The organism is Lolliginicoccus suaedae (assembly GCF_008312885.1).
GTDB classification, from domain to species: domain Bacteria; phylum Actinomycetota; class Actinomycetes; order Mycobacteriales; family Mycobacteriaceae; genus Lolliginicoccus; species Lolliginicoccus suaedae.
In genome coordinates this window covers 455,202-474,488 of record NZ_VSSO01000002.1, presented here as the reverse complement: position 1 = coordinate 474,488, position 19,287 = coordinate 455,202, and the positions used below count along the sequence as shown (strand labels likewise).

At 65.3% G+C, this 19,287-nt stretch carries 18 protein-coding genes; all 18 read right to left on the bottom strand.

Annotated features, from left to right (window positions below; genetic code table 11):
- Nucleotides 1-79 precede the first annotated feature (79 nt).
- Nucleotides 80-1,339, bottom strand: a complete 1,260-nt coding sequence (locus FXO18_RS07920; protein WP_149360528.1) for an MCE family protein — start codon at nucleotides 1,337-1,339, stop codon at nucleotides 80-82.
- Entirely contained in the window at nucleotides 1,336-2,517 is a 1,182-nt protein-coding gene (locus FXO18_RS07915) for an MCE family protein (RefSeq protein WP_235900530.1), read from the bottom strand. Before FXO18_RS07915 ends, FXO18_RS07920 begins: the two co-directional genes overlap by 4 nt.
- A gap of 95 nt (nucleotides 2,518-2,612) precedes the next feature.
- Nucleotides 2,613-3,854: an MCE family protein gene (locus FXO18_RS07910; RefSeq protein WP_149360527.1), complete on the bottom strand. Its 1,242-nt coding sequence runs from the start codon at nucleotides 3,852-3,854 to the stop codon at nucleotides 2,613-2,615.
- Complete coding sequence (locus FXO18_RS07905; RefSeq protein ID WP_149360526.1) at nucleotides 3,854-4,849, bottom strand: MCE family protein; 996 nt, start codon at nucleotides 4,847-4,849, stop codon at nucleotides 3,854-3,856. The genes FXO18_RS07910 and FXO18_RS07905 overlap by 1 nt, the downstream gene beginning before the upstream one ends.
- On the bottom strand, nucleotides 4,846-5,925 hold the full coding sequence (locus tag FXO18_RS07900; RefSeq protein WP_149360525.1) for an MCE family protein: 1,080 nt from the start codon (nucleotides 5,923-5,925) through the stop codon (nucleotides 4,846-4,848). Before FXO18_RS07900 ends, FXO18_RS07905 begins: the two co-directional genes overlap by 4 nt.
- A complete protein-coding gene (locus tag FXO18_RS07895; RefSeq protein ID WP_149360524.1) occupies nucleotides 5,922-7,265 on the bottom strand; it encodes an MCE family protein in 1,344 nt (447 codons plus the stop codon). The genes FXO18_RS07900 and FXO18_RS07895 overlap by 4 nt, the downstream gene beginning before the upstream one ends.
- Nucleotides 7,262-8,122 (bottom strand): MlaE family ABC transporter permease, encoded by an 861-nt coding sequence (locus tag FXO18_RS07890; RefSeq protein ID WP_149360523.1) that lies wholly within the window; start codon nucleotides 8,120-8,122, stop codon nucleotides 7,262-7,264. The genes FXO18_RS07895 and FXO18_RS07890 overlap by 4 nt, the downstream gene beginning before the upstream one ends.
- Before the next feature lie 3 nt (nucleotides 8,123-8,125).
- Nucleotides 8,126-8,926, bottom strand: a complete 801-nt coding sequence (locus FXO18_RS07885; protein ID WP_149360522.1) for an MlaE family ABC transporter permease — start codon at nucleotides 8,924-8,926, stop codon at nucleotides 8,126-8,128.
- On the bottom strand, nucleotides 8,923-9,936 hold the full coding sequence (locus tag FXO18_RS07880) for an ABC transporter ATP-binding protein (RefSeq protein ID WP_149360512.1): 1,014 nt from the start codon (nucleotides 9,934-9,936) through the stop codon (nucleotides 8,923-8,925). The genes FXO18_RS07885 and FXO18_RS07880 overlap by 4 nt, the downstream gene beginning before the upstream one ends.
- A gap of 285 nt (nucleotides 9,937-10,221) precedes the next feature.
- Nucleotides 10,222-10,671 (bottom strand): hypothetical protein, encoded by a 450-nt coding sequence (locus FXO18_RS07875; protein ID WP_149360521.1) that lies wholly within the window; start codon nucleotides 10,669-10,671, stop codon nucleotides 10,222-10,224.
- Nucleotides 10,672-10,801: 130 nt separating this feature from the next.
- On the bottom strand, nucleotides 10,802-12,082 hold the full coding sequence (locus tag FXO18_RS07870; protein ID WP_149360520.1) for an MlaD family protein: 1,281 nt from the start codon (nucleotides 12,080-12,082) through the stop codon (nucleotides 10,802-10,804).
- Complete coding sequence (locus tag FXO18_RS07865) at nucleotides 12,079-13,065, bottom strand: MCE family protein (protein ID WP_149360519.1); 987 nt, start codon at nucleotides 13,063-13,065, stop codon at nucleotides 12,079-12,081. Before FXO18_RS07865 ends, FXO18_RS07870 begins: the two co-directional genes overlap by 4 nt.
- Nucleotides 13,066-13,106: 41 nt before the next feature.
- Nucleotides 13,107-14,237 carry an MCE family protein gene (locus FXO18_RS07860; RefSeq protein WP_149360518.1) on the bottom strand — a complete coding sequence of 377 codons (1,131 nt, stop codon included), beginning with the start codon at nucleotides 14,235-14,237 and terminating at the stop codon, nucleotides 13,107-13,109.
- Entirely contained in the window at nucleotides 14,238-15,293 is a 1,056-nt protein-coding gene (locus FXO18_RS07855; RefSeq protein ID WP_149360517.1) for an MlaD family protein, read from the bottom strand.
- Nucleotides 15,290-16,312: an MlaD family protein gene (locus tag FXO18_RS07850; RefSeq protein WP_149360516.1), complete on the bottom strand. Its 1,023-nt coding sequence runs from the start codon at nucleotides 16,310-16,312 to the stop codon at nucleotides 15,290-15,292. The genes FXO18_RS07855 and FXO18_RS07850 overlap by 4 nt, the downstream gene beginning before the upstream one ends.
- Nucleotides 16,309-17,604, bottom strand: a complete 1,296-nt coding sequence (locus tag FXO18_RS07845; protein ID WP_149360515.1) for an MlaD family protein — start codon at nucleotides 17,602-17,604, stop codon at nucleotides 16,309-16,311. Before FXO18_RS07845 ends, FXO18_RS07850 begins: the two co-directional genes overlap by 4 nt.
- Nucleotides 17,605-18,468: an ABC transporter permease gene (locus FXO18_RS07840; RefSeq protein WP_149360514.1), complete on the bottom strand. Its 864-nt coding sequence runs from the start codon at nucleotides 18,466-18,468 to the stop codon at nucleotides 17,605-17,607.
- Nucleotides 18,465-19,280: an MlaE family ABC transporter permease gene (locus FXO18_RS07835; protein ID WP_149360513.1), complete on the bottom strand. Its 816-nt coding sequence runs from the start codon at nucleotides 19,278-19,280 to the stop codon at nucleotides 18,465-18,467. The genes FXO18_RS07840 and FXO18_RS07835 overlap by 4 nt, the downstream gene beginning before the upstream one ends.
- Between the last annotated feature and the right edge of the window lie 7 nt (nucleotides 19,281-19,287).

Below are 19,287 nucleotides of genomic sequence, written 5' to 3'. Positions count from 1 at the left end.
GCGGTTCTCAGGAAACCGCAAGCAAACACACATCTAGTGGGGCCCAGTCACTGCCTGGGCCCCACTAGATGCTGTCCTGCTAGTCGCCGTCGAGCAGATCGAGCAACTGCGCGGTCTGCTGCGCGAACGGATTGAGATCCGCGGTATCCGGAGCGACCTTTGGATTGCGGTCCCACGGCTGTGGCGTATCGGGATCGGCGTAGACCATCTTGTTGGAGCTACGCACACCGGTCGGGCTTCCCTGGGGGGTGCGGCACCCTACTGAGGTGTCCCATTCCCAGTCCGCGTGCGTGCCGTTGTACACCGCATCGACCGTGGGCCCGGCGGGCAGCCGGTCATAGGTGCCCTCGTAGCCCAGCGTGCACGCCGGTGGGTTGTTCAGCTCGAAGACCAGGCCGAAGTGCGCCGTCCCGTCGCCGGGGGCGACGGTGTACGCCGCGGCGCCGAGGGCAGGCAGCGCTTGCAGCACCGGGCGCAGGTACTGGCCCCGCTCCGCGAGGACCCCGGCAATGGGAGCCGTATCGCTGAGGATCCCGGTGAGCGACGGTCCGGCCCGGTCGAGCAGCGCGCTCACGGCATCACTCGCGTTTGTCGACGTGCCGATGATGCGCCGGATGTCCTGGTCGCTCTGCTGAAGCTGGTCGGTCACGAGCCCGAGATCGCTGGAGAACGAGCGGATCTCGTTCTGCTGCTCGGCCTGCGTGTTCAAGAAGATGCTGCCATCGCGAAGGAACTGCAGCACCTCGGGCATGGAGTCGTTCGCTTCCTCCGAGAAGGTATCGAACGAGTCGATAATCGTACCGAGGTCCTCGCCCCTGGCGTGGAAGACCGATGCGGTCTCCTCGACCACCTCGCGGAACTTCTCCAGCGGAATCGACTGCGAGAGGTCATAGAGACCATCGAGCAACCTGTCGACACGGACCGGCGCCGAGGAACGGTCGAACCCAATGACCGAACCCTCCTCGAGGTAGGGCCCCTCCTCGGTCTCAGCGCGCAGATCCAGGAACTGCTCGCCCGCGGCGGAGCGGTTCGCCACCACGGCCCGCGACGAGGCCGGGATGTCCGGGCTGCCCGAGCGGATTAGCAGCTCCACCCGCGTGCCTCCGTCGACCGGCGAGAGCTCCCCGATGAGGCCGACAGGCACTCCGCGGTAGGTGACCTCGGCCAGCGGGAAGATGCCGCCCGTGCCGCCCTCCTCGGCCATATCGACGTAGACCGAGTACTCGCCGAAGCCCAGCAAGGTGTGCAGTCGTGCGTACTTGGCGCCCACGAACACGACGCCGACGACGGCGATCACCACGAACATGACCAGTTGGATCTTGACGAAGCGGGATATCATGGCTGGCCGACCCCCAAGGTGTCGAGGAGTTCCTGGAACTGTCCGAGTGGCGACTCCACCGGCGCCCGCGCGGGCAGCAGATTACCCAGCGGGATCAGCGGCGCTGTCCCCGGACCCGGCACTGGACCGTTGCCATTGACGTAGGGGTTGCTCGGGTCGATGACGGGCTGCGGCTGCCCGTAGGGCGCGATGTACTGCGGCGGCGGCTGTCCGATGCCCAGGTTCTCCAGGGTGTCAGCAAGCTGGAGGTCCACCGAGAGCCAACCATTGACCGCCCCGGCGTACGACGCCTCGATGGCGCTGTCCGGGAACGGGTAGGTCGGCAGGATCGACAGTGAATCCGGCAGGTCCGCACCGGTGTTGGCAAGGGCTTGGACGACCGGTCGCAATGCGCGCAGGTCCGCGACGAGATCCTCGCGAGCCGCACTGATTACTTCCGAGCCGATCGTGCTCATCGCCTCGATCTGGCGGAGCGCCTCGATCAGTTGCGGCGTCTGCTCCGCGAGGATCTGGGTGCCCCGGGGGATCTCCTCGGCGATCGCGCTGATCTGGTCGCGCTGCGCGTCGAGCCGTCCCGACATCACCTCGAGGTTGTCCAGCGCTCGCTGGATCTCGCCACGCTGGTTGTTCAGGCTATTGACGAGCGTGTTGGTCTCTTGCAGGAGCGACTTGACCTGTGGCTCGCGACCACCGAAGGCCTTCTCGAGCTCGTCGAGGATTGGCTGGATCTGCGCGACGCCACCACCGTTGAGCAGCAGCGACAGCGCGCCGAAGATGTCCTCGATCTCGATCTGGACACGGCTGTTGTCCGCAGGGATGAGGTCTCCCTCCTCGATGACACCAGGCGCCCTGTCCGATTCCGGCGGCTCGATGGCGACGAACTTCTCGCCGAGGAGCGCGGTCTGCTGGATGGAGATCAACGAGTTGTCCGGCAGCTCGAGGCCATCGCGCAGGCGCATGGAGACGATCGCGTTCCAGCCGTCCTCGCTCAGGTTGACGTCATCGACCATTCCCACGCTCACGCCGTTGACCTTGACGAGGGTGTCGGGGAAAACCTCCGGCACCTGGTCGAACTCGGCGGTGACGCTGATCGGGTCACTGCCGAGGTCAGCACCACCGGGAAGCGGCAGCGAGTAGATGCCGTCCTCCATCACGCAGCCGGTGGTCGTCGCGCCCACCGCGGCGAGGCTGATGCCTAGGCCGAGCAAGCGGCCCGGCCTGCGCCGTGGAGTGGCATTGCTGGTTCTTGGAGCGTTGCCCCTTGACGGATTGATCACCGTCCACCTCCGACCAGTGAGCGTTCGAGATCAGTGAGCGGGATCGGTGCCAGGTTGCCAGGCACTGTCCCTGGGACCGGGCCTGCGCCCTGGACGAGCTGGTTGCTCATGATGCCCAGTGGCAGCACCACTCCTGGGCTGCGCACACCAGCATTGAGCTGATCCGCGAGACCTTCGCATTGCTCCAGGATCGGCGCCATCTGCCTGCCGAGATCAGCGAAGCGCTGATCGCCTGGGTACAGCCGCTGCAGGTCGATCAGCCCACAGATGGAGCCGCCGAGGTCCTGGAGCTCGAGCACGTTGAGCCGGGCAGCGAGAGTGCCGGATTCCGCATCGTAGGCGTTCGCGAGGTTGCTGGTCGCGAGCGGCGCGTTCACGAGGATCTCCCGCAGCGCGTCCGTCTCCTGTGTCAACCGGGACGTGATCTGCACGAGGCCGTCCGCATTGGACGCCAGCCCCTCGCGGTTGTCATTCACGAAGCGCGCGACGTCATCGAGCGCGAACGACAGCTGGTTGATCGCTGCCCCGACGTTCTCCCTCTCCCCAGCGAGGTAGTCGGTGAAGATCGCCATCTGGGTGTTGAAGTTGCGCACCTGGGTGTCGTTCTCGGCCAGCGCGCTCGTCAGTTCCTGCAGATTGCGGATGGTGCCGAAGAAGTCGTCGCTGCCATTCGCGAATGTCCGCGATGCCTCGGCGAGCTCGGTGATCGATTCACCGAGGGCCTCTCCGTTGCCCACCAGGTTTGCGTGGGAGGTGTCGATGAACTCCGACAGCGCCCCGTCCTTGTTCGCGCCCTCCGAGCCCATTGCCTCGGAGAACTCGGCGAGCGAGCGGTAGATCTCATCGACCTCGACCGGGACGCGGGCGCGCTCGCGCGGGATCTCGGCGTCGTTGCCCTCGAGCTCCGGACCGCCCGAGTAGGCGGGCGAGAGCTGGATGAAGCGGTCGGAGATGAGCGAGGGGGTCATCTGCATGGCGAAGGCATCAGCGGGGATCTTCACTCCCCTGTCGATGTTCATCTCCACGCGCACCTCGTCGCCGACGGGGGTGACGCTGGAGACCTTGCCGACCTCCATGCCCAGCACGCGTACCTTGGTTCCGCTGTAGATGCCGGTAGTCGTCGGGAAGTGCGTGGTGATCTGGAGCCCCGGCCGGAACAGGAACCACCAAGCGATGGTCCCGACGAGGAGCAGCAGCACCAGGGCACCCGCGATGAATCCGATGCCTTTCTTGGCCATCAGTTAACTCCCTCGGTGTTGATCGGGGCACGAACGCCTGGGACCTCAGGCAGCCCGGGCGGCGTGAGGTTGACGATGGCGATGTCGAACCAGCGCCCGTTGGCGAGGGTGTCTGCGAAGACCCGGTAGAACGGTGCGAGAAGGTTCACCCCTCGCTGCAACGCTTCCTGGTTGCGCACGAGGATATCGGTGACTCCCTGCAGCTGCGCCAGCGCTGGGCCCATCTGGGCCTCGTTGTCCTCGACGAGACCGGTGAGCTCGGTGGAGAGATCCTGGGTGGACTGCAGGAGGATCGAGATCGCCTCGCGCCGGATGTTGAGCTCCTGGAGCAGCAGGCCAGCGTTGGTGATCAGGCGGCTGAACTCCTCATTGCGATCAGCGAAGATCTGGGTGGTCTCGCGGGTCTCCGCGAGAAGCCGTACCAATTCCTCGTCGCGCTGGGAGATGGTCTGCGAAAGCCTGGTGACCCCATCGATCGCGTTGCGCATGTGCTCAGGAGTGTCGGCGAAGGTGTCGGAGAGGGTGCGGAAAGCGTCGGCCGCCTGCTCCATGTCGATCTCGCCGAGCGTCTCTGCCGCGTCGGAGAACGCCGGGATGACGTCGTAGGGCGCGGTCGTGCGCTCCAGCGGGATTCGGTCGCGGGGATCGAGTGCCTCGGTACCACGAGGATCGAGCGCGACATACTTCTGGCCCAGGACGGTCTTGATCTGGATGGAGGCCTCGGAGCGGTCGCCGATCCAGGTGTCCTCGACGCGGAGCCCGACAGCGACACGGTCGCCCTCGAGAGTCATGTCGGTGACCTCCCCGACCTTGACGCCCGCGACGCGGACCTCGGCACCAACGTCCATGCCGGCGGTCTCGCTGAACTCAGCGGTGTAGCGCTGGGCCTGGCCATATAGCGGGACATCGGTCAGGAAGAAGGCGGATGCCGTGGCTGCCAGGATCACGATGACACCGATGAAGCCGGTGACAGCGGGATTGCGGTGCTTTGTCACTGGATACCCCCAGGTTGGCAGCGTGGCGAAGCGTTGGTATAGATCGGCTGGTTCAGGCGCGGGATGCCGCCTGGAACACTAACCGTGGAAGGCGCTCCCGGTCCGAGCATGATGTCGAGCCCGCACAGGTAGATGGAGAACCAGGAGCCGAGCGACGCGGTCTTGCCCACGCGCTCGAGCTTCACCGGAAGGTTCTGCAGCGCGGATTCCACCTCGCCACTGTTGGCATTGAGGTTGCCCGCGAGCTGCTCGACGCCGCCAATGGTGCCTTGGATGGAGGGGCGGGAGGATTCGAGGAGGCCCGACAGCTCCGTGGTGAGCACGGACAGCGAGTCGACCGCGCTCCCGATTGTGCCGCGATCCTCAGCGAGGCCAGAGACCAGGATGTCGAGGGAGGTCACCATGTCCTTGATGTCCTCGTCATGCTCATTGACCCTCTCGAGCACGGAGTTGAGGTTCGTGATGACCGCACCGATGACCTGGTCCTTGTCGGCGATCGCGTTGGTCAGGGTGCCGACGTTGGCGACCAGCTGGGTGACGGTAGTCCGCTCGCCCTGGAAGATCTGGATGATCTGGTCCGCGAGCCGGTTGACGTCGTTGGGGTCGAGGGTCTCGAACAGGGGCCGGAAGCCGTTGAACAAGACGGTCAGGTTGACCGCTGGCGTCGTGCGCTCGAGCGGGATCACATCGCCCGATTCGAGGACCTCGCTCTCGTTGCCAGTCGTCCCCCGGGTCAGCAGCATGTACCGCTGGCCAGCGAGGTGCCGGTACCGAATGGCAGCGTCGACGTTGGCGGGAACCTCCATGCCCTCCTGGAGCTGGAACTCGACCTCAGCGATATCGCGGTCGGCGCCCTGGGGCAGGAGGTTGATGGCCGTCACCTTGCCAACGCGAACACCGGCGATCCGGACCTCGTCGCCGACGCTCAGCGATGTGACATCGGTGAAGTGAGCCGTGTACTTCGCTCCCGAGGTTGGCAGGTAGTTCGCCACAGCCACGGCGAGCACCGAGACTGACGCGATGGTGATGACAGCGAAGACAAGCAGCTTGATCAGGGGTGCAGCGAGGCTCTTCATCGGATGCTCACCTCCGCCCCGCGAAGTATTGGTGCTCCGATCATGGTGGTCCATCCTGGAATGTCGTCGGGCGCGATTCCGGTTCCCTGGCTGTAGATGACGCTCAGCGCGTCACGCTCCGCCGTGGAACCGGCGAGGTCGGGTCCGCTCGTGCTCACCACGCTGGCCAGCGGGTCTGGCAGTTCCTGCAGGTTCTGCGGGCCAGGGTTGCGCGACGGCACGGGGTAGGTTCCATCATTGATCGCGCCACCCGGGTACTGGCCAAAGTTGCCCTGTCCTTCTGGCACCGGCTGGTAGCAGATGGGGCCGCGCGTATCGAACAAGCGTGGCTCATCCTGGTTGGGCAGGTACCGGCCGCGCGGGTTGGCGAGCTCCACCGTCACGTTGAGGCCACGACCGCGCTCCTCGACGCCGACTCCGAACGCGCGGTCGACCCGCGGCTCGACGTCCGCGAAGTAGCCGATCGCGCAGCCGTAGGCCGGTGAGTAGCGAGCCAGCAGCTCCAGGGTCTCCCTCGAGTCCGCCGCGATGGAGATGATGTTATCGCCGTTGGTGTTGAGGAAGTCCGCCAACTGGTTCGACGAGCGAGTGAGGGAGACGAGCATCGCGTCGACGTTGGAGCGCTCATCAATGATCGTCTGGTTGGTGGTGCGGAACGTATCGAGCGCGTTGATCAGGTCCGGGAGCGCATCGGAGTAAGTGTCCGCGAAGGTCGCGAAATCCCTGACCGTTGCTTCCAGGTTCGGCTGCTCGGTGTTGATGCTGGTCGCCATCTCCTGGAACCGGTCGATCATGGCTCCAAGCTTGTCGCCGCGCCCGCTGAATGCCTGGTTGAGGGCACCGAGAGTGATGGCGAGATCCGAAGGAGGCACAGCGGTGAGCAGGTCGTGGAACACGTCATACATGCGGGAGGCATCGATGACGCTGCCCTGGGTGGCCTCGGGGATCATCGCGCCCGCCTGGATCTCCCCGACAGGGTTCTCCGGCAGGATCAGCGCGACGTACCGCTCGCCGAAGAGGGTCTTCGGAGCGATGCGCGCGGTCACGTTCTCCGGGACGTAGGACACCCTGTCGGCGTCGATCGCGATCTCGATCTGCGCCTGGCGGCCGCCGGGCGCGAGGCTGGTGCTGCGGACCTCGCCCACGTCGACGCCATTGATCTTGACGTCAGCCTGGTTGCTCAGCGCGTTTCCGAGGGTGTCGACGACAACGGTCGCCTTCGTCACCGGCTTGAAGACCTTCATGAATGTCAGCGTCGTGAAAAGCACGAAGGCAAGGATCAGGACTAGGAAGATGATTCCGATGAAGCGCAGCCTGTTCTTGCTGGGTACAGCACTCATCCGGCAACCCTCACTGTGGTAGTCGTGCCCCAGATGGCGAGGCTCAGGAAGAAGTCAAGGATGGCGACGGTAACGATGACCGTCCGCACAGACGTACCGACGGCAACGCCCACGCCGGCGGGGCCACCACTAGCGTTGTAGCCGTAGTAGCAGTGCACCATGATGAGCACGAACGCGAACACCAGGACCTTGCCGAACGACCACAACACATCCTCTGGTGGCAGGAAGAGGTTGAAGTAGTGGTCGTACGAACCAGTCGATTGGCCATTGAGATAGACGTTGATGGCTCGCGAGGCGAAGTACGAGGAGAGCAGTCCCACGATGTAGAGCGGGATGACGGCGATGAATCCTGCCACGATCCGGGTGGTGACGAGGAAGGGCAGGCTGGGAACGGCCATGACCTCGACCGCGTCGATCTCCTCGGAGATGCGCATCGCGCCGAGCTGGGCGGTGAAGCCGCATCCGACGGTGGAGGACAGTGCTAGCGCCGCAATGATCGGCGCGACCTCACGGGTGTTGATGTACGCGGCGATGAAGCCAGTCAGCACCGAGGCGCCGATCTGATCGAGCGACGCATAGCCCTGCATGCCCACGACGACGCCGGTGAAGGCGGACATCGCGATGATGACGCCGAAGGTACCCAGGATGACCGCGAGGCCACCGGTGCCGAAGGTCACCTCGGCGAGCAGGCGGGTGATCTCCTTCGGGTACTTCTTGATGGCAGCGGGGATCCAGGCGATAGCGCGGCCGTAGAACGACAGCTGCCCGCCCAGGTCCTCCAGCGTATTGAGGGGTGCCTTGGCGGCTTTCTTCGCGCGCCGCCCCATCACATCGAGGCGGCCCTTGGTTGCCGTCATGCCTTACGCCCCCTTCGGCGGGATGATCTGGATGTACACAGCGGTAAGGATGAAGTTGGCGAAGAACAGCAAGAGGAACGTGACGACGACGCCCTCGTTCACTGCATCGCCGACGCCCTTGGGCCCGCCCTTGGGGTTGAGTCCCTTATATGCGGCGATCACGCCTGCGATCACGCCGAACACCATGCCCTTGAGCTCACCGATCCAGAGGTCGGGCAACTGGGCCAGTGCCGAGAACGAGGCCACGTAGGTTCCAGGAGTACCGTCCTGCAGCATCACGTTGAAGATGTAGCCACCGCCGACGCCGACCACGGCGACAAGACCATTGAGCAGCGCGGCGATCATGATCATCGCCAGCACGCGCGGCACCACGAGGCGCTGGATCGGGTCGATGCCCAGCACCTTCATCGCGTCGATCTCCTCGCGAATGGTGCGGGATCCCAGGTCAGCCGTCACGGCCGAGCCAGCAGCACCAGCGACGAGCAGGGCGGTCACCAGGGGGCTGCCCTGCTGGATGACCGCGAGCGAGCTGGCCGATCCGACGAAACCCTCGGCGCCGAGCTGACGGATCAGCGAGCCGGTCTGCAGCGAGACGATCGCGCCGAACGGGATCGCGACCAGCGCGGTCGGGAGGATCGTCACGTTCGCGATGAACCAGGACTGCTCGATGAACTCGCGCGTCTGGAACGGTCGGCGGAAGGTGTTGCGGATGACGTCGACGAACAGCTGGAAGATCAGGCCGGCCTGGCGGAGCATGCTCCCGGCAGCCTTGGTCACCTTGTTATCGCGCACTGCGCTGGTCATTGGTTGCTCCCAGCCCGCTCCGCGGCCTCATGCTCCTCGAGCTCCTTGTAGATCGCCCGCCGCGCCGGCTCGGGCAGATCATCCACGATCGCCCGCACCCGCTCGCGGCGACGGATCTCGCCCTGCCGCACCGGCATCCCCGGCGTCGGCCGGATCTGCGGCACGATGCCCCGCACATCCTCGTCCGGCGACCCATCGGCGTGCCCGGCCGCGGCCATGGCCTCCTCCGCCGCCCGCTGCGCCTCGTCCTTCTCCTCCGACATGCCGATCGGGCCGAGCTTGCGGCCATTGAGGAACTGCCCCACCACCGGCTCGTCCGAGGTCAGCAGCACCTCGCGCGGGCCGAACATCACCAGGTGCTTGCGGAACAGCATCCCCAGGTTGTCGGGCACCGTGCGCGCCATGTTGATGTTGTGCGTCACGATCAGCACCGTGCAGTCGATCTGCGCGTTGATATCGAGGATCAGCTGGCTCAAGTACGCCGTGCGCACCGGGTCGAGGCCCGAGTCCGGCTCATCGCACAGCAGCACCTCGGGGTTGAGCACCAGCGCCCGGGCCAGGCCCGCGCGCTTGCGCATCCCGCCCGAGATCTCGCCCGGCAGCTTGTTCTCCGCGCCCATCAGGCCCACGAGCTCCATGTTGTCCATGACGATCTTGCGGATCTCGGACTCGGACTTCTTCGTGTGCTCGCGCAGCGGGAACGCCACGTTGTCATACAGGTCCATCGACCCGAACAGCGCGCCATCCTGGAACAGCACCCCGAACAGCTTGCGGATCTCGTAGAGCTCCCGCTGCGTGCACTGCAGGATGTCGGTGCCATCGATCACGATCGTCCCCCGCTCCGGGCGGAGCAGGCCGATCAGCGACTTCAGGAACACCGACTTGCCCGTGCCCGACGGGCCGAGCAGCGCCGACACCTCCCCGTTCGGAATGGTGAACGATACATCGGACCAGATATTCGTCGAACCGAATGACTTAGTCAGACCCTCGACCGCGACTTCGACTCCCACGGAACCTCCCAGCTAGGCCACACCACCGAGCAGTGTGGGTGGCGTCACTCTAACGCACACATGCGATGCACGTGACTCCGCACGTTACTTGATAGTGATGAAGCACATTGCAACAACCCCCAAACTGGGGACAAAGTTCTTCGTCGGAGGCGTTGACAAACACCAGGCAAACGAATGTGTACGCGTGCGCTCTAGGCCGCTTGCCGCCGCTCAGCACTGGCAGCACGACGAATGCCTGGCTACATCATCAGCAGCCAGGCATTCACCAGTATTCAGGAACCCCCGCTACGCGGGCTCAGCGCCATCGAGGAGCCAGCGATCGCCCTCCCGGACCAGAGTCATCACGAGTCGGCTCACCGTGATCCCCTGCTCCTCGAGCTGGTTGGTGTTGACATCCTGATCGAGGAATACCAGTACCGTCGCCGAGTCCTCGCTGATGGTCTCGGCCGCGGCATGAGTGACGGTGCCGACCGACACAGCCTCGAATGCCGCGACCGCGGCCTCGAGCTCGGTCGAGATCGTCTCGTACTCCGTGGCGTAGCTCTCGGTCGAGATCGCCCGCACCGATTCCACATTGGCATCGAGGTCGGTGTGATCGTAGGTACCGATCAGCGCCCCGTACTCCGTGGCCGCGGCCACCGCTTCCTCGCGCAGGGCCGCCTCGCCGTTGCTGGCCTCGTTCCAGTAGAGAAAGCCGAGCACCGCAGCGATCACAGCGAAGAGCGCAGCGAGCACGTAGCCCGCTGCACCTCCTCGCCGCTGGCCGTTGCCGTCCTTGGTCGTTGACCGAGCGTCGTGGTCGAACTGATTAATTTCTGGAGCTCCTTCATCGGGGAGGCGTGACTACGGCCTCCATGCCAGCTGCCTAGCGGGGCAGCACGCCAGCGTCGCGCAATCCGTCGAGCGCGGCCCGGCTCGCCGGGCCAAGGATGATCGGATCCGACACCATCGCCGGGCCTGCCTCGAGCCCGGGCGAGGTGTAGCCCACGAGACCGAGACCATTGGGGCGGGGAGCGGTGGCTGCGCCACGCTGCCCACGATCAGGGCCAGGCGGGCAGAACACGGACTTGTTCGACTCGCGATCGCCATTGTCGCCCACGGTACGCCGAGTCGTCTCGTAGTAGCACACAGGTCCCTGGGTCACGACCACGTCGAACCGGGCCACGCCGCCGGGAGCGATGCCCGCGACCTCGCGGATCCCGGCCGGGAAGTCAGTGACGAATGCCTGCAGGGCGGACTCGCGGTCGCCGAGAACGGGAACCACGTCTCCCCAGCCATCCATCATGCTGTCCAGGCCTGCCTCGTTGCTCGCGATGAGGTCAGCGACCCGACGCATCGAGCCCGGCCCGGTATCGATGAGGCCCTCGAGGTCCGGACGGGCCTCGATGAGCTGGCGGGTCCAGGTATTGAACGTGGCGAACGACGAGGGCATCGAGTCCGACGCATCAGCGATCAGCGCCATCGTCGCGGGGCCCTCGGTGCCCAGCCAGTCCACGGTCTCGCCATGCTTGTCGAACACATCCGCGAGCTCGCCGATATTGTCGATGATGTCGCCGATGTCGTCGCCGCGCCCGGCAAAGGTATCGCCGAGCATGCTGAGCAGCGCATCGAGCGATTCCACATCGAGGGTGTCAACGACCTCGTTGACCGATACGAGGACCTCGCGGAAGCTGACGCGCTGCAGGCTCGGATCAACGAGCAGCTCATCGCCGTCGACGAGGCTCTCCGCGGCCACGCTGTCCTCCTGCGGCCGCAGCTCGAGGTTGACCAGTCCGGCAACGTTGAGGATCGTCGAGACCGGTGTCACGTTGTTGGGGACCTCGACGCCCGGGTCGAGCTGGAACTCAACGCGAACGGGCAGGACGACCTCGCCGTCATCGGTCTGGATCCGCCGAACCTCATCGGGAGCGACCGGCTTGATCTCCTGGATCTTGCCGATCACGACGCCCTGATAGGTGACCACGGTGCCGGGGCCGAGGCCACGACCATCGTCGAAGTAGGCCGTCGCCTTGGTCGGGCGATCGCCGAGCCCGATCGTGCCCAGGCTCAGGAACTGCGAGCCAAGCGCGTAGCGGGTGCCGAACGGGATGATGAACAGCGCCATCGCGATGAACAGCGCGAGCTGAACCTTCGTGCTGCGTCTCATCGTCCGCCTCCAGTCTGGATCGGCTGTCCACCGACCACGAGATTGTTGAGCAGTTCCGGGACATCCGCGTCCGCATCGATGCGGAGGTAGTCCCCGGAGCGCGCATCATCGAGCCTGCCGAGCAGATCGGCGAGCGGCACGATCACCGAGCGGATATCCGTTCGCTCGAGCGCCTCGAGCAACTCCGCGAGCTCCGCGGGCAGCGCGAGGAGATCATCCTCGGATGCTGTCATGACCTGATCGATCTCCCCCGACATCGAGGCGAGGCTCGCGAGGAGATCAGCGATCTCGTCCCACTGGTCGATCAGCTGGTCGAACACCGGCAATGCGGCATCGAGGCTGTTGTCGAAGGTGTCCTGCTCGTCCGCGATGCGCGCGGAGGCATTCGACGCGGCCACGAGGATCCGATCGATGTCCGCTGACCGGGACTCGAGGATCTGCGCGGTATCGCGAAGCGCCGCCACGGTGCGGCGGATATCGTCGCCGCGTCCTCCGATGGCGAGCTCCATCTCGTTCGCGATGACCTCGAGGCTGCCCACTCCCCCCTCGCTCAGCACGAGCGCGAGGCTGGCGAGTGCGTTCTCGAGGTCGGGGCCACGGAACGTCTGGCTCTCCGGGATGCGCTCGTCCGGCTGGTAGGGCGCCATGGGTGCTTCGTCCTCGGGCATCCGGACCCGCAGGTACGGGTTGCCGAGCGTGTTGGGAAGCTCCACCGTGATGGTGGCGTTGCGGGGAAGCTCGACATCGGCGGGGAGGCTGATGTCCGCCACCGCGATGCGGCGTCCATCGGCGGCCACGTCAGTGCTCAGGTCCGTTACCCGGCCGAGCATCTGCTGCCCGAGCCGGACCTCGCTGCCGACCATCAATAGGTCAGCGGTCTCGAGCTCGACCTGCAACGGGTAGACGTCCCTGCCCTGCACGGCGTCGAAGTCGATGTTCTGCATGCCGACCGAGCAGCCTGACACTGCCACCGTGGTTGGCATGATGAGCAATCCTGCTATCGCGAGCTTTCGGGCTGGTTTGTTCATCGTCCTCCCCCTCCCGCGTTGTTCAAGATCTGTCCGATGTTCAGTGGATCGGAGAAGCTGACCGGGTAGGAGATCGGGTTGGTGAACCCAGCACCGGTGCAGAACGATGCGGGCGACTGGCCACAGAGCCTGGCGAGCCCCGGAAGCTGCCGCAGGTCCGACGAGATGTTCAGGCGAATGCGTGCCCGCCGGTCCGGCGTGATGACGTTCGCCGCGTTCTGGCCCAGGGTCGGTGCGATATCGATGAGCTCGGCCAGCTCGACCTGTCGGCTCGCGAGCACGTTGGCGAGCACGTCGGTCGACTGCACCATCTGGGTGAAGTCGCCACCGCGCTCGGTGACGAGTCGATCGGCCTCGTCGAACATGGTCCTGATCTGCGTGATCATGTTGCCGAGATCGACGTCCTGGCGGCCAGCCTCGTCAGCGAGGATGGTGAGCGAGGTGGTGAACTGGCGGATCTCGGCCTCCCGGTCGGAGAGCATCCGTGCGATGCGCCCGAACACCTCGAGGAGCTCATCGATCTCCTCGGAGCTTCCCGCGAGGGTGCGGGTCGCGCCAGCGAACTCCTCGATGGCGCGGTTCGCGTCCGGCCCGAGGCCATCGAAGGCCTCGCCCATCTTCTCGACGGTCTCGCGGATGTTGCCGAGCTCTTCCTCGCCGCCCAGCGAGTCCGCGAGATCCTTGGCCGAGGTCAGCAGCATGTCGTAGTCGATGGGGACGTCGGTGTTCTCCAGCGGGATCGTTGATCCGTCCGAGAGATCCCCGTAGCGCTCCTCCCGGGGCGGGAGGACTAGCTCGACGTAGCGGTCCGCGACCAATGTGCGGTTGGTGATGAGGGCACTGACGTTCGCCGGGATGGCGACATCGTCCTCGACCTTCATCTCGACGAGCACGCCCTGCGCCGATGGAGTGATCTCGGTGACCTTGCCGATCTCCACGCCGAGGAGGCGCACCTCGTTGTCGATATAGAGGCCCGTGGCGACCTCGAACTCCCCGAAGATCGTCTTGCGGTTGTCACGAATGAACATGAACCACACCAGCGCGATGACGAGGACCGCGACCAGCAGGAGCGCCAGCAGCTTGCCAGCTTTCCCGCCTTTGGTCTGCACGCTTGGATCTGCGCTCATTTATCGGCATCCTTCCATCGCGCCAATCAGGCAGAGCAAGTTGTCGGGGAGCGGGCCGGCCGGGAACGTGACGTCCAGCCAGGGGCCGTTGCCGGTGGCATCGGTGAGTGTCCGGAATGCCGGGGCGAGCTCCTCCATGCTGCGGTCGAGGGCATCTGCCTCGGAAGCGAGCATGGTGGTGACCTGCTGGACGCTGATCAGGAGGTTGTCGATCTCCCCCGGCTCATCGGTCAGCAGCTCGGTGACCCGGTCCGCGACAGTCTCGAGGTCGGTGATCAGGCCACTGAGCAGCTGTGCCCGGGCGCCCAGGGTGCCGAAGATGACCGCGCCCTGGTCGAAGAGGACCTCGATGGAATCCTGCTGCCCATCGACGAGGACCGCGAGGTCACGGCCCTGCTCGAGGATCTCCTCGATCTGGTCGCCATTGTTGTTGATGACAGCTGCCGCGTCGGCGAGCGCATTGAGCGCTTCCTCGGCGAGCTGCCGGTCCGGAATGGACTCGTAGGCAAGATCGGCGAGGTCGGACAGCTGCTGGTAGTCGATGGTTTCCCGGTCGGGGTCATCGGTCCGGGTCGCGTTGTAGGCGCTTCGCGCGATCTCGTCGAAGCTGAACGGCACACCGGAGCGCTCGAGCGGGATCCGGCCATCGGCGAGCTCACCGTCGCCGCGCGGCCGCACATCGAGGTAGTACGCACCGAGGATGGTGCGCAGCTTGATCTCGCCCTCGGTGTCCGCTCCGAGGTCGATCGATCGATCGACCCGGAACTCAGCGACCACCTCGTCGCCCTCGATCTCCACGGATTCCACGCGGCCCGCCGGATAGCCGGCCACGTAGACCGGGTCTCCGGCCGAGACCCCGCCCGAGCTCTCGAGCGCGATGGAGTAGCCCTTGGTGCGCAGGTTGTATACCGCCGTCGGGAAGAAGGCGGCGATCAGCAGCACCGTGATGAGGATCGCCAGCGCGACCGCGCCAATGAGGCCAGGGCGGGTGACGTAGATCTTCGAGATGCCCGAGCCGACGAGTTGCTGGTTGAGGTTCTTGATCCACCGGATCATCGGCACACCTCCGATTGGGTTCCGCCGACCAACGAGAACGGATCGACGGCGGCGCTGCCAGCGCGGACTGTGAGGTTACACATGTAGATGTTGATCCAGGACCCGTACTCGCCGTAGTGGTTCACAGCCTTCGCCGCGCGTTCCAGGCTGGCGAGCAGCTGGACGTACTCGGCGTTGTTCGCGCTCCACTCCTGGCTGACCGCGGTGCCTGCCGAGATGCTGCGCTGCAGGTCCGGCATCGTGGTGTCCAGGAAGGTGGCGAGCTTGTCCATGGTGGATCCGCCCTGGTCGAGGACCGCGATGACGTCCTGGTTGCGGCTCGCCATCTTCTCGGTGAGGCTGGCGACACCCTCGATCGCTGCCGCGACGTCGTCATTGCGGTCGTTGATCATCTTGAGGGCGTCCGGCAGCGTCTCGGCGAGCACCTCGATCTCGGTCTGCCGGGCGAGGGTCACGTTGGCGACGTCGAGCATGCCGAGCAGCATTGCCTCGAACACATCGGTGTTGCCGTCGAGGGCCTCGATGATCGATGCGGCGAGCTCGTTGAGCCGTGGCGGATCGATGATCCGGAAGACCGGCCGGAAGCCATTGAACAGCTCCGTCACATCCGTGGGCGGCTTGCCCTCCGTGAGGAACCGTCCGCCTGGCTCGAGCACCGGCGCGCCACCGGGATCAACGATGCCCATGTAGCGAACGCCAAGCATGTCGGCGAACTTCACCTGCGCGGTCGCGGCCTCGGTGAGCTCGATGTGATCCTCGATGCCGAACTCGACGACTGCATTGACAGCACCATCGTCCTGTCGTTCCCAGCTGACGCCACGGACCTTGCCGACGCGCACGCCGGCGAGGGTGACATCATCGCCGGGCTTGAGGCTGGTGATGTCGGTGAACTCTGCCTCGTAGCGGTCCTCGCTGCCGTCAACGGGCGGGCTGAGCGTCTGCCACACGCTGAACGACGTGAACAGCACGAGTACCAGGAAGACGACAAGCCCGATCAGGGCACCTCTGCTGAGCTTCACTGGACCTCCACCACCGCTCCGCGGACGAGGGGGCCGAGCATGAGCGCGGTCGGGGCGCTAGGCGTACCGGTCGCCGCGGAAGCCGGGGTGAATCCCGGGATCGCGCGGGCCAGCTCCTGCTCGATGGCCGCTAGCGGATCGAGCGAGGGCAGCTGCTGGACATTGCCCGAGGCGGGGAAGAACGGAACGAGGTCCGAGAGCGCGGACCGGTTCGTGGTCCTCGGCGTCGCCGGCCCGCAGGTGGGCGATGACAGCCCCGGGTACTGGGGACAATCCGCTGGGGTGTAGGGCATGGGTTCCTCGAATGTTGCCACAAGGGTGATCTTGAGCTTGCCCGCCTGGATCGCGGGGGCAAGGCCTGTGCCGAGCTCACCGAGGCTGTTGAGCACTCCGTCGAGGCCCTCGCCCTGGTTGACGGCGTTGCCAGTCTTGACGAGCCCGTCGATGACGACGATCGTGTCGTCCTTGATCAGGGCGAACAGGGATCCGACGTCGCCGGAGAACGCGGCACCGGAGACGAACACGTCGCGCAGGCCATCTTCGCGGCTGGTGAGGATATCGGCGAGCACGGCCGACTGGTCAAGGGTGTCGATGACATCGGGCAGCGCCCCATCGACGTTCTCCGCGACCCGGCGCAGGTCCGGGATGACGTTTCCATCGATCATCGGCTGGAGCGACTCAAGCAGGTCGCCGCCCTGGACGATGAGGTTGCCGATGTCCTCGCCACGGCCTTCGACGCCCTGGCGCAGCTCGCGCAAGCCCTGGATGGACTTGTCGATATTGAGCTCGTACACCGCCCGCATGACCTTCTCGTAGACGTTGTAGAGCTGCTGCGCTTCCTCGCCGGTGTCGAGCGCGATGGTCTCGCCAGGCTCGACGGTCGATGCCGAGCGTCCATCCGCGGCTTGCTGGTACGGCGCCACGAGGTGCAGCTCGTTGTCACCGAAGATGGTGCGCGGGACGACGCGGACAAGGGTGTCATCAGGCATGTTGCGCAGGACGTCCCCGTCGATCTGCATCTCCACGAGGGAGTAGTCCTCGCCCTGATCGTTGGTCAGCCCAGTCTCGAGATTGGACATGCGACCCACGATGACGCCCTCGAAGCGCACCGCGTTGTTGGAGCCGAGCAGCAGGCCCGGCTCGTTGTTGGTCCCGTCGGCCGAGGCCACCACTGCGGGGACCTCGACGTAGATCTTGGGCGATCGATCAAGCGCACCGGCACCGCGAGCGATCAGCAGTGCCGAGACAGCAAGGATGAGGACGCCAATGATCAATCCACGAATCGACTTCATCTATTCAAGCCCCATTCCCGGAATCGTTGGTGTCAGGCCGTAGAGGCCGAAGATCAGCACCATCGCGGCGAGCGCGATCGTCAGGATCGTGGTGCGGACCGCTGTTCCGGCCGCGCGCCCCACGCCTTCCGGTCCGCCACCGGCGTTGTAGCCGTAGGAGCAGCAGATCACGGCGATGATGATCGAGAAGATCACTGTCATCAGCACCGAGTACGCGAAGAACTCCGGGGTGATCGATTGCCGGAAGTAATAGTCATACGTTCCCGATGACTCCCCCAGCATGTTCACGATGACCAGGCGCGACGCGAGATAGGCGCCGAGCAGGCCAACCATGTACACGGGCGCGATGATGACGAGCATCGCCACCATGCGGACCGAGGCGAGGAACGGGATGGAGGGCACGCCGAGCACGTCGAGGGCGTCGATCTCCTCGGAGACGCGCATCGAGCCGAGCTGGGCGGTGAAGCCCGTGCCCACCTTGGCGGCGATCGCGAGGGAGGCGATCAGCGGGGCGAGCGCCTGGGTGTTCGCGATCGATCCGGCGAGGCCAGAGAGAGCAGTGAAGCCGAGCAGGCCGAGCGCGCGGTGGATCTCGATGGAGACCATCACCGCCGCGACGATGGCCATTCCCGCAACCACGCCGATGGTGCCACCGCCCGAGAGCAGCGAGGCCTTGCCGAAGCTGATGTTGCCGATCTCGGTGATGACGTGCTTGCGGTACTTGGTGAGCACGAGGGGAATGCCGGCGAACATCTTCACGCCGAACATGACGTGGCCATCGAGCGCCTCGAGGTTGCTCTTGACCCTGCCGACGGTCCCCTTGGACAGCTTCTTGAGCCGTACTCCTGCGTCTGTCGTCGTCATATGTACTCTCCAACCGCTGGGACGACCACGATGTACATCTGGGTGAGGACCACGTTGATGACGAACACCGCGATGAACATCATCACCACGGACTCGTTCACCGAGTTGGCCACGCCCGAGGAGCCGCCCCGGGTCTGGGTGCCCTTGTACGCGGCGATGATCGAGCAGGCCACGCCGAAGCAGAACGACTTGAACAGCGCCATGACGAAGTCCGTGGTGCGTCCGTATGCCTGCAGCGTGAGCAGGAATCCGCCCTGGGATTCACCAACGCCGACCACTTGGTACGCATAGGTGAACAAGATCCCGGAGAACGAGACGATCGCGCACATCGACAGGGCGACGAACACCAGCGCGAACACGCGGGGCACGACGACGCGCTCCACGACGTCCATGCTCATGACCTGCATCGCGTCGATCTCCTCGCGGATGGTGCGAGCACCGAGGTCCGACACGATGGCAGCACCGCCGACGCCAGCCACGATGAGCGCGGTCACCAGCGCGGCGGCCTGGCCGATGATGACGAAGGACACCACCGCTCCCGAGTACTGGGCGGCACCGATACGGCCGGCGAGACCACCCATCATCACGGCGATGACCACACCGATCGGCAGCATCAGCAGCAGCGACGGCCAGAAGCAGACGCGCACGAGAAACACTGTCTGGCCGACGAACTCCGCGAGCGGGAACCTGCCGCGCAGGATCGCGGCCAGACCGGTGAGGAACGTTTGCGCGGCAAACGTCACGAGGCCACCGATCTCATTGACCGCGTCCGCGATCAGTCCCTTCTTGTTAGATTCGACTTGAACAGTCAAGGCTGAT

Bases quoted from the DNA above. Each gene is read 5' to 3' on its own strand.
- FXO18_RS07920 (WP_149360528.1), bottom strand. From the start codon at position 1,339: ATGATATCCCGCTTCGTCAAGATCCAACTGGTCATGTTCGTGGTGATC.
- FXO18_RS07910 (WP_149360527.1), bottom strand. From the start codon at position 3,854: ATGGCCAAGAAAGGCATCGGATTCATCGCGGGTGCCCTGGTGCTGCTG.
- FXO18_RS07900 (WP_149360525.1), bottom strand. From the start codon at position 5,925: ATGAAGAGCCTCGCTGCACCCCTGATCAAGCTGCTTGTCTTCGCTGTC.
- FXO18_RS07895 (WP_149360524.1), bottom strand. From the start codon at position 7,265: ATGAGTGCTGTACCCAGCAAGAACAGGCTGCGCTTCATCGGAATCATC.
- FXO18_RS07890 (WP_149360523.1), bottom strand. From the start codon at position 8,122: ATGACGGCAACCAAGGGCCGCCTCGATGTGATGGGGCGGCGCGCGAAG.
- FXO18_RS07885 (WP_149360522.1), bottom strand. From the start codon at position 8,926: ATGACCAGCGCAGTGCGCGATAACAAGGTGACCAAGGCTGCCGGGAGC.
- FXO18_RS07870 (WP_149360520.1), bottom strand. From the start codon at position 12,082: ATGAGACGCAGCACGAAGGTTCAGCTCGCGCTGTTCATCGCGATGGCG.
- FXO18_RS07865 (WP_149360519.1), bottom strand. From the start codon at position 13,065: ATGCCAACCACGGTGGCAGTGTCAGGCTGCTCGGTCGGCATGCAGAAC.
- FXO18_RS07860 (WP_149360518.1), bottom strand. From the start codon at position 14,237: ATGAGCGCAGATCCAAGCGTGCAGACCAAAGGCGGGAAAGCTGGCAAG.
- FXO18_RS07855 (WP_149360517.1), bottom strand. From the start codon at position 15,293: ATGATCCGGTGGATCAAGAACCTCAACCAGCAACTCGTCGGCTCGGGC.
- FXO18_RS07845 (WP_149360515.1), bottom strand. From the start codon at position 17,604: ATGAAGTCGATTCGTGGATTGATCATTGGCGTCCTCATCCTTGCTGTC.
- FXO18_RS07840 (WP_149360514.1), bottom strand. From the start codon at position 18,468: ATGACGACGACAGACGCAGGAGTACGGCTCAAGAAGCTGTCCAAGGGG.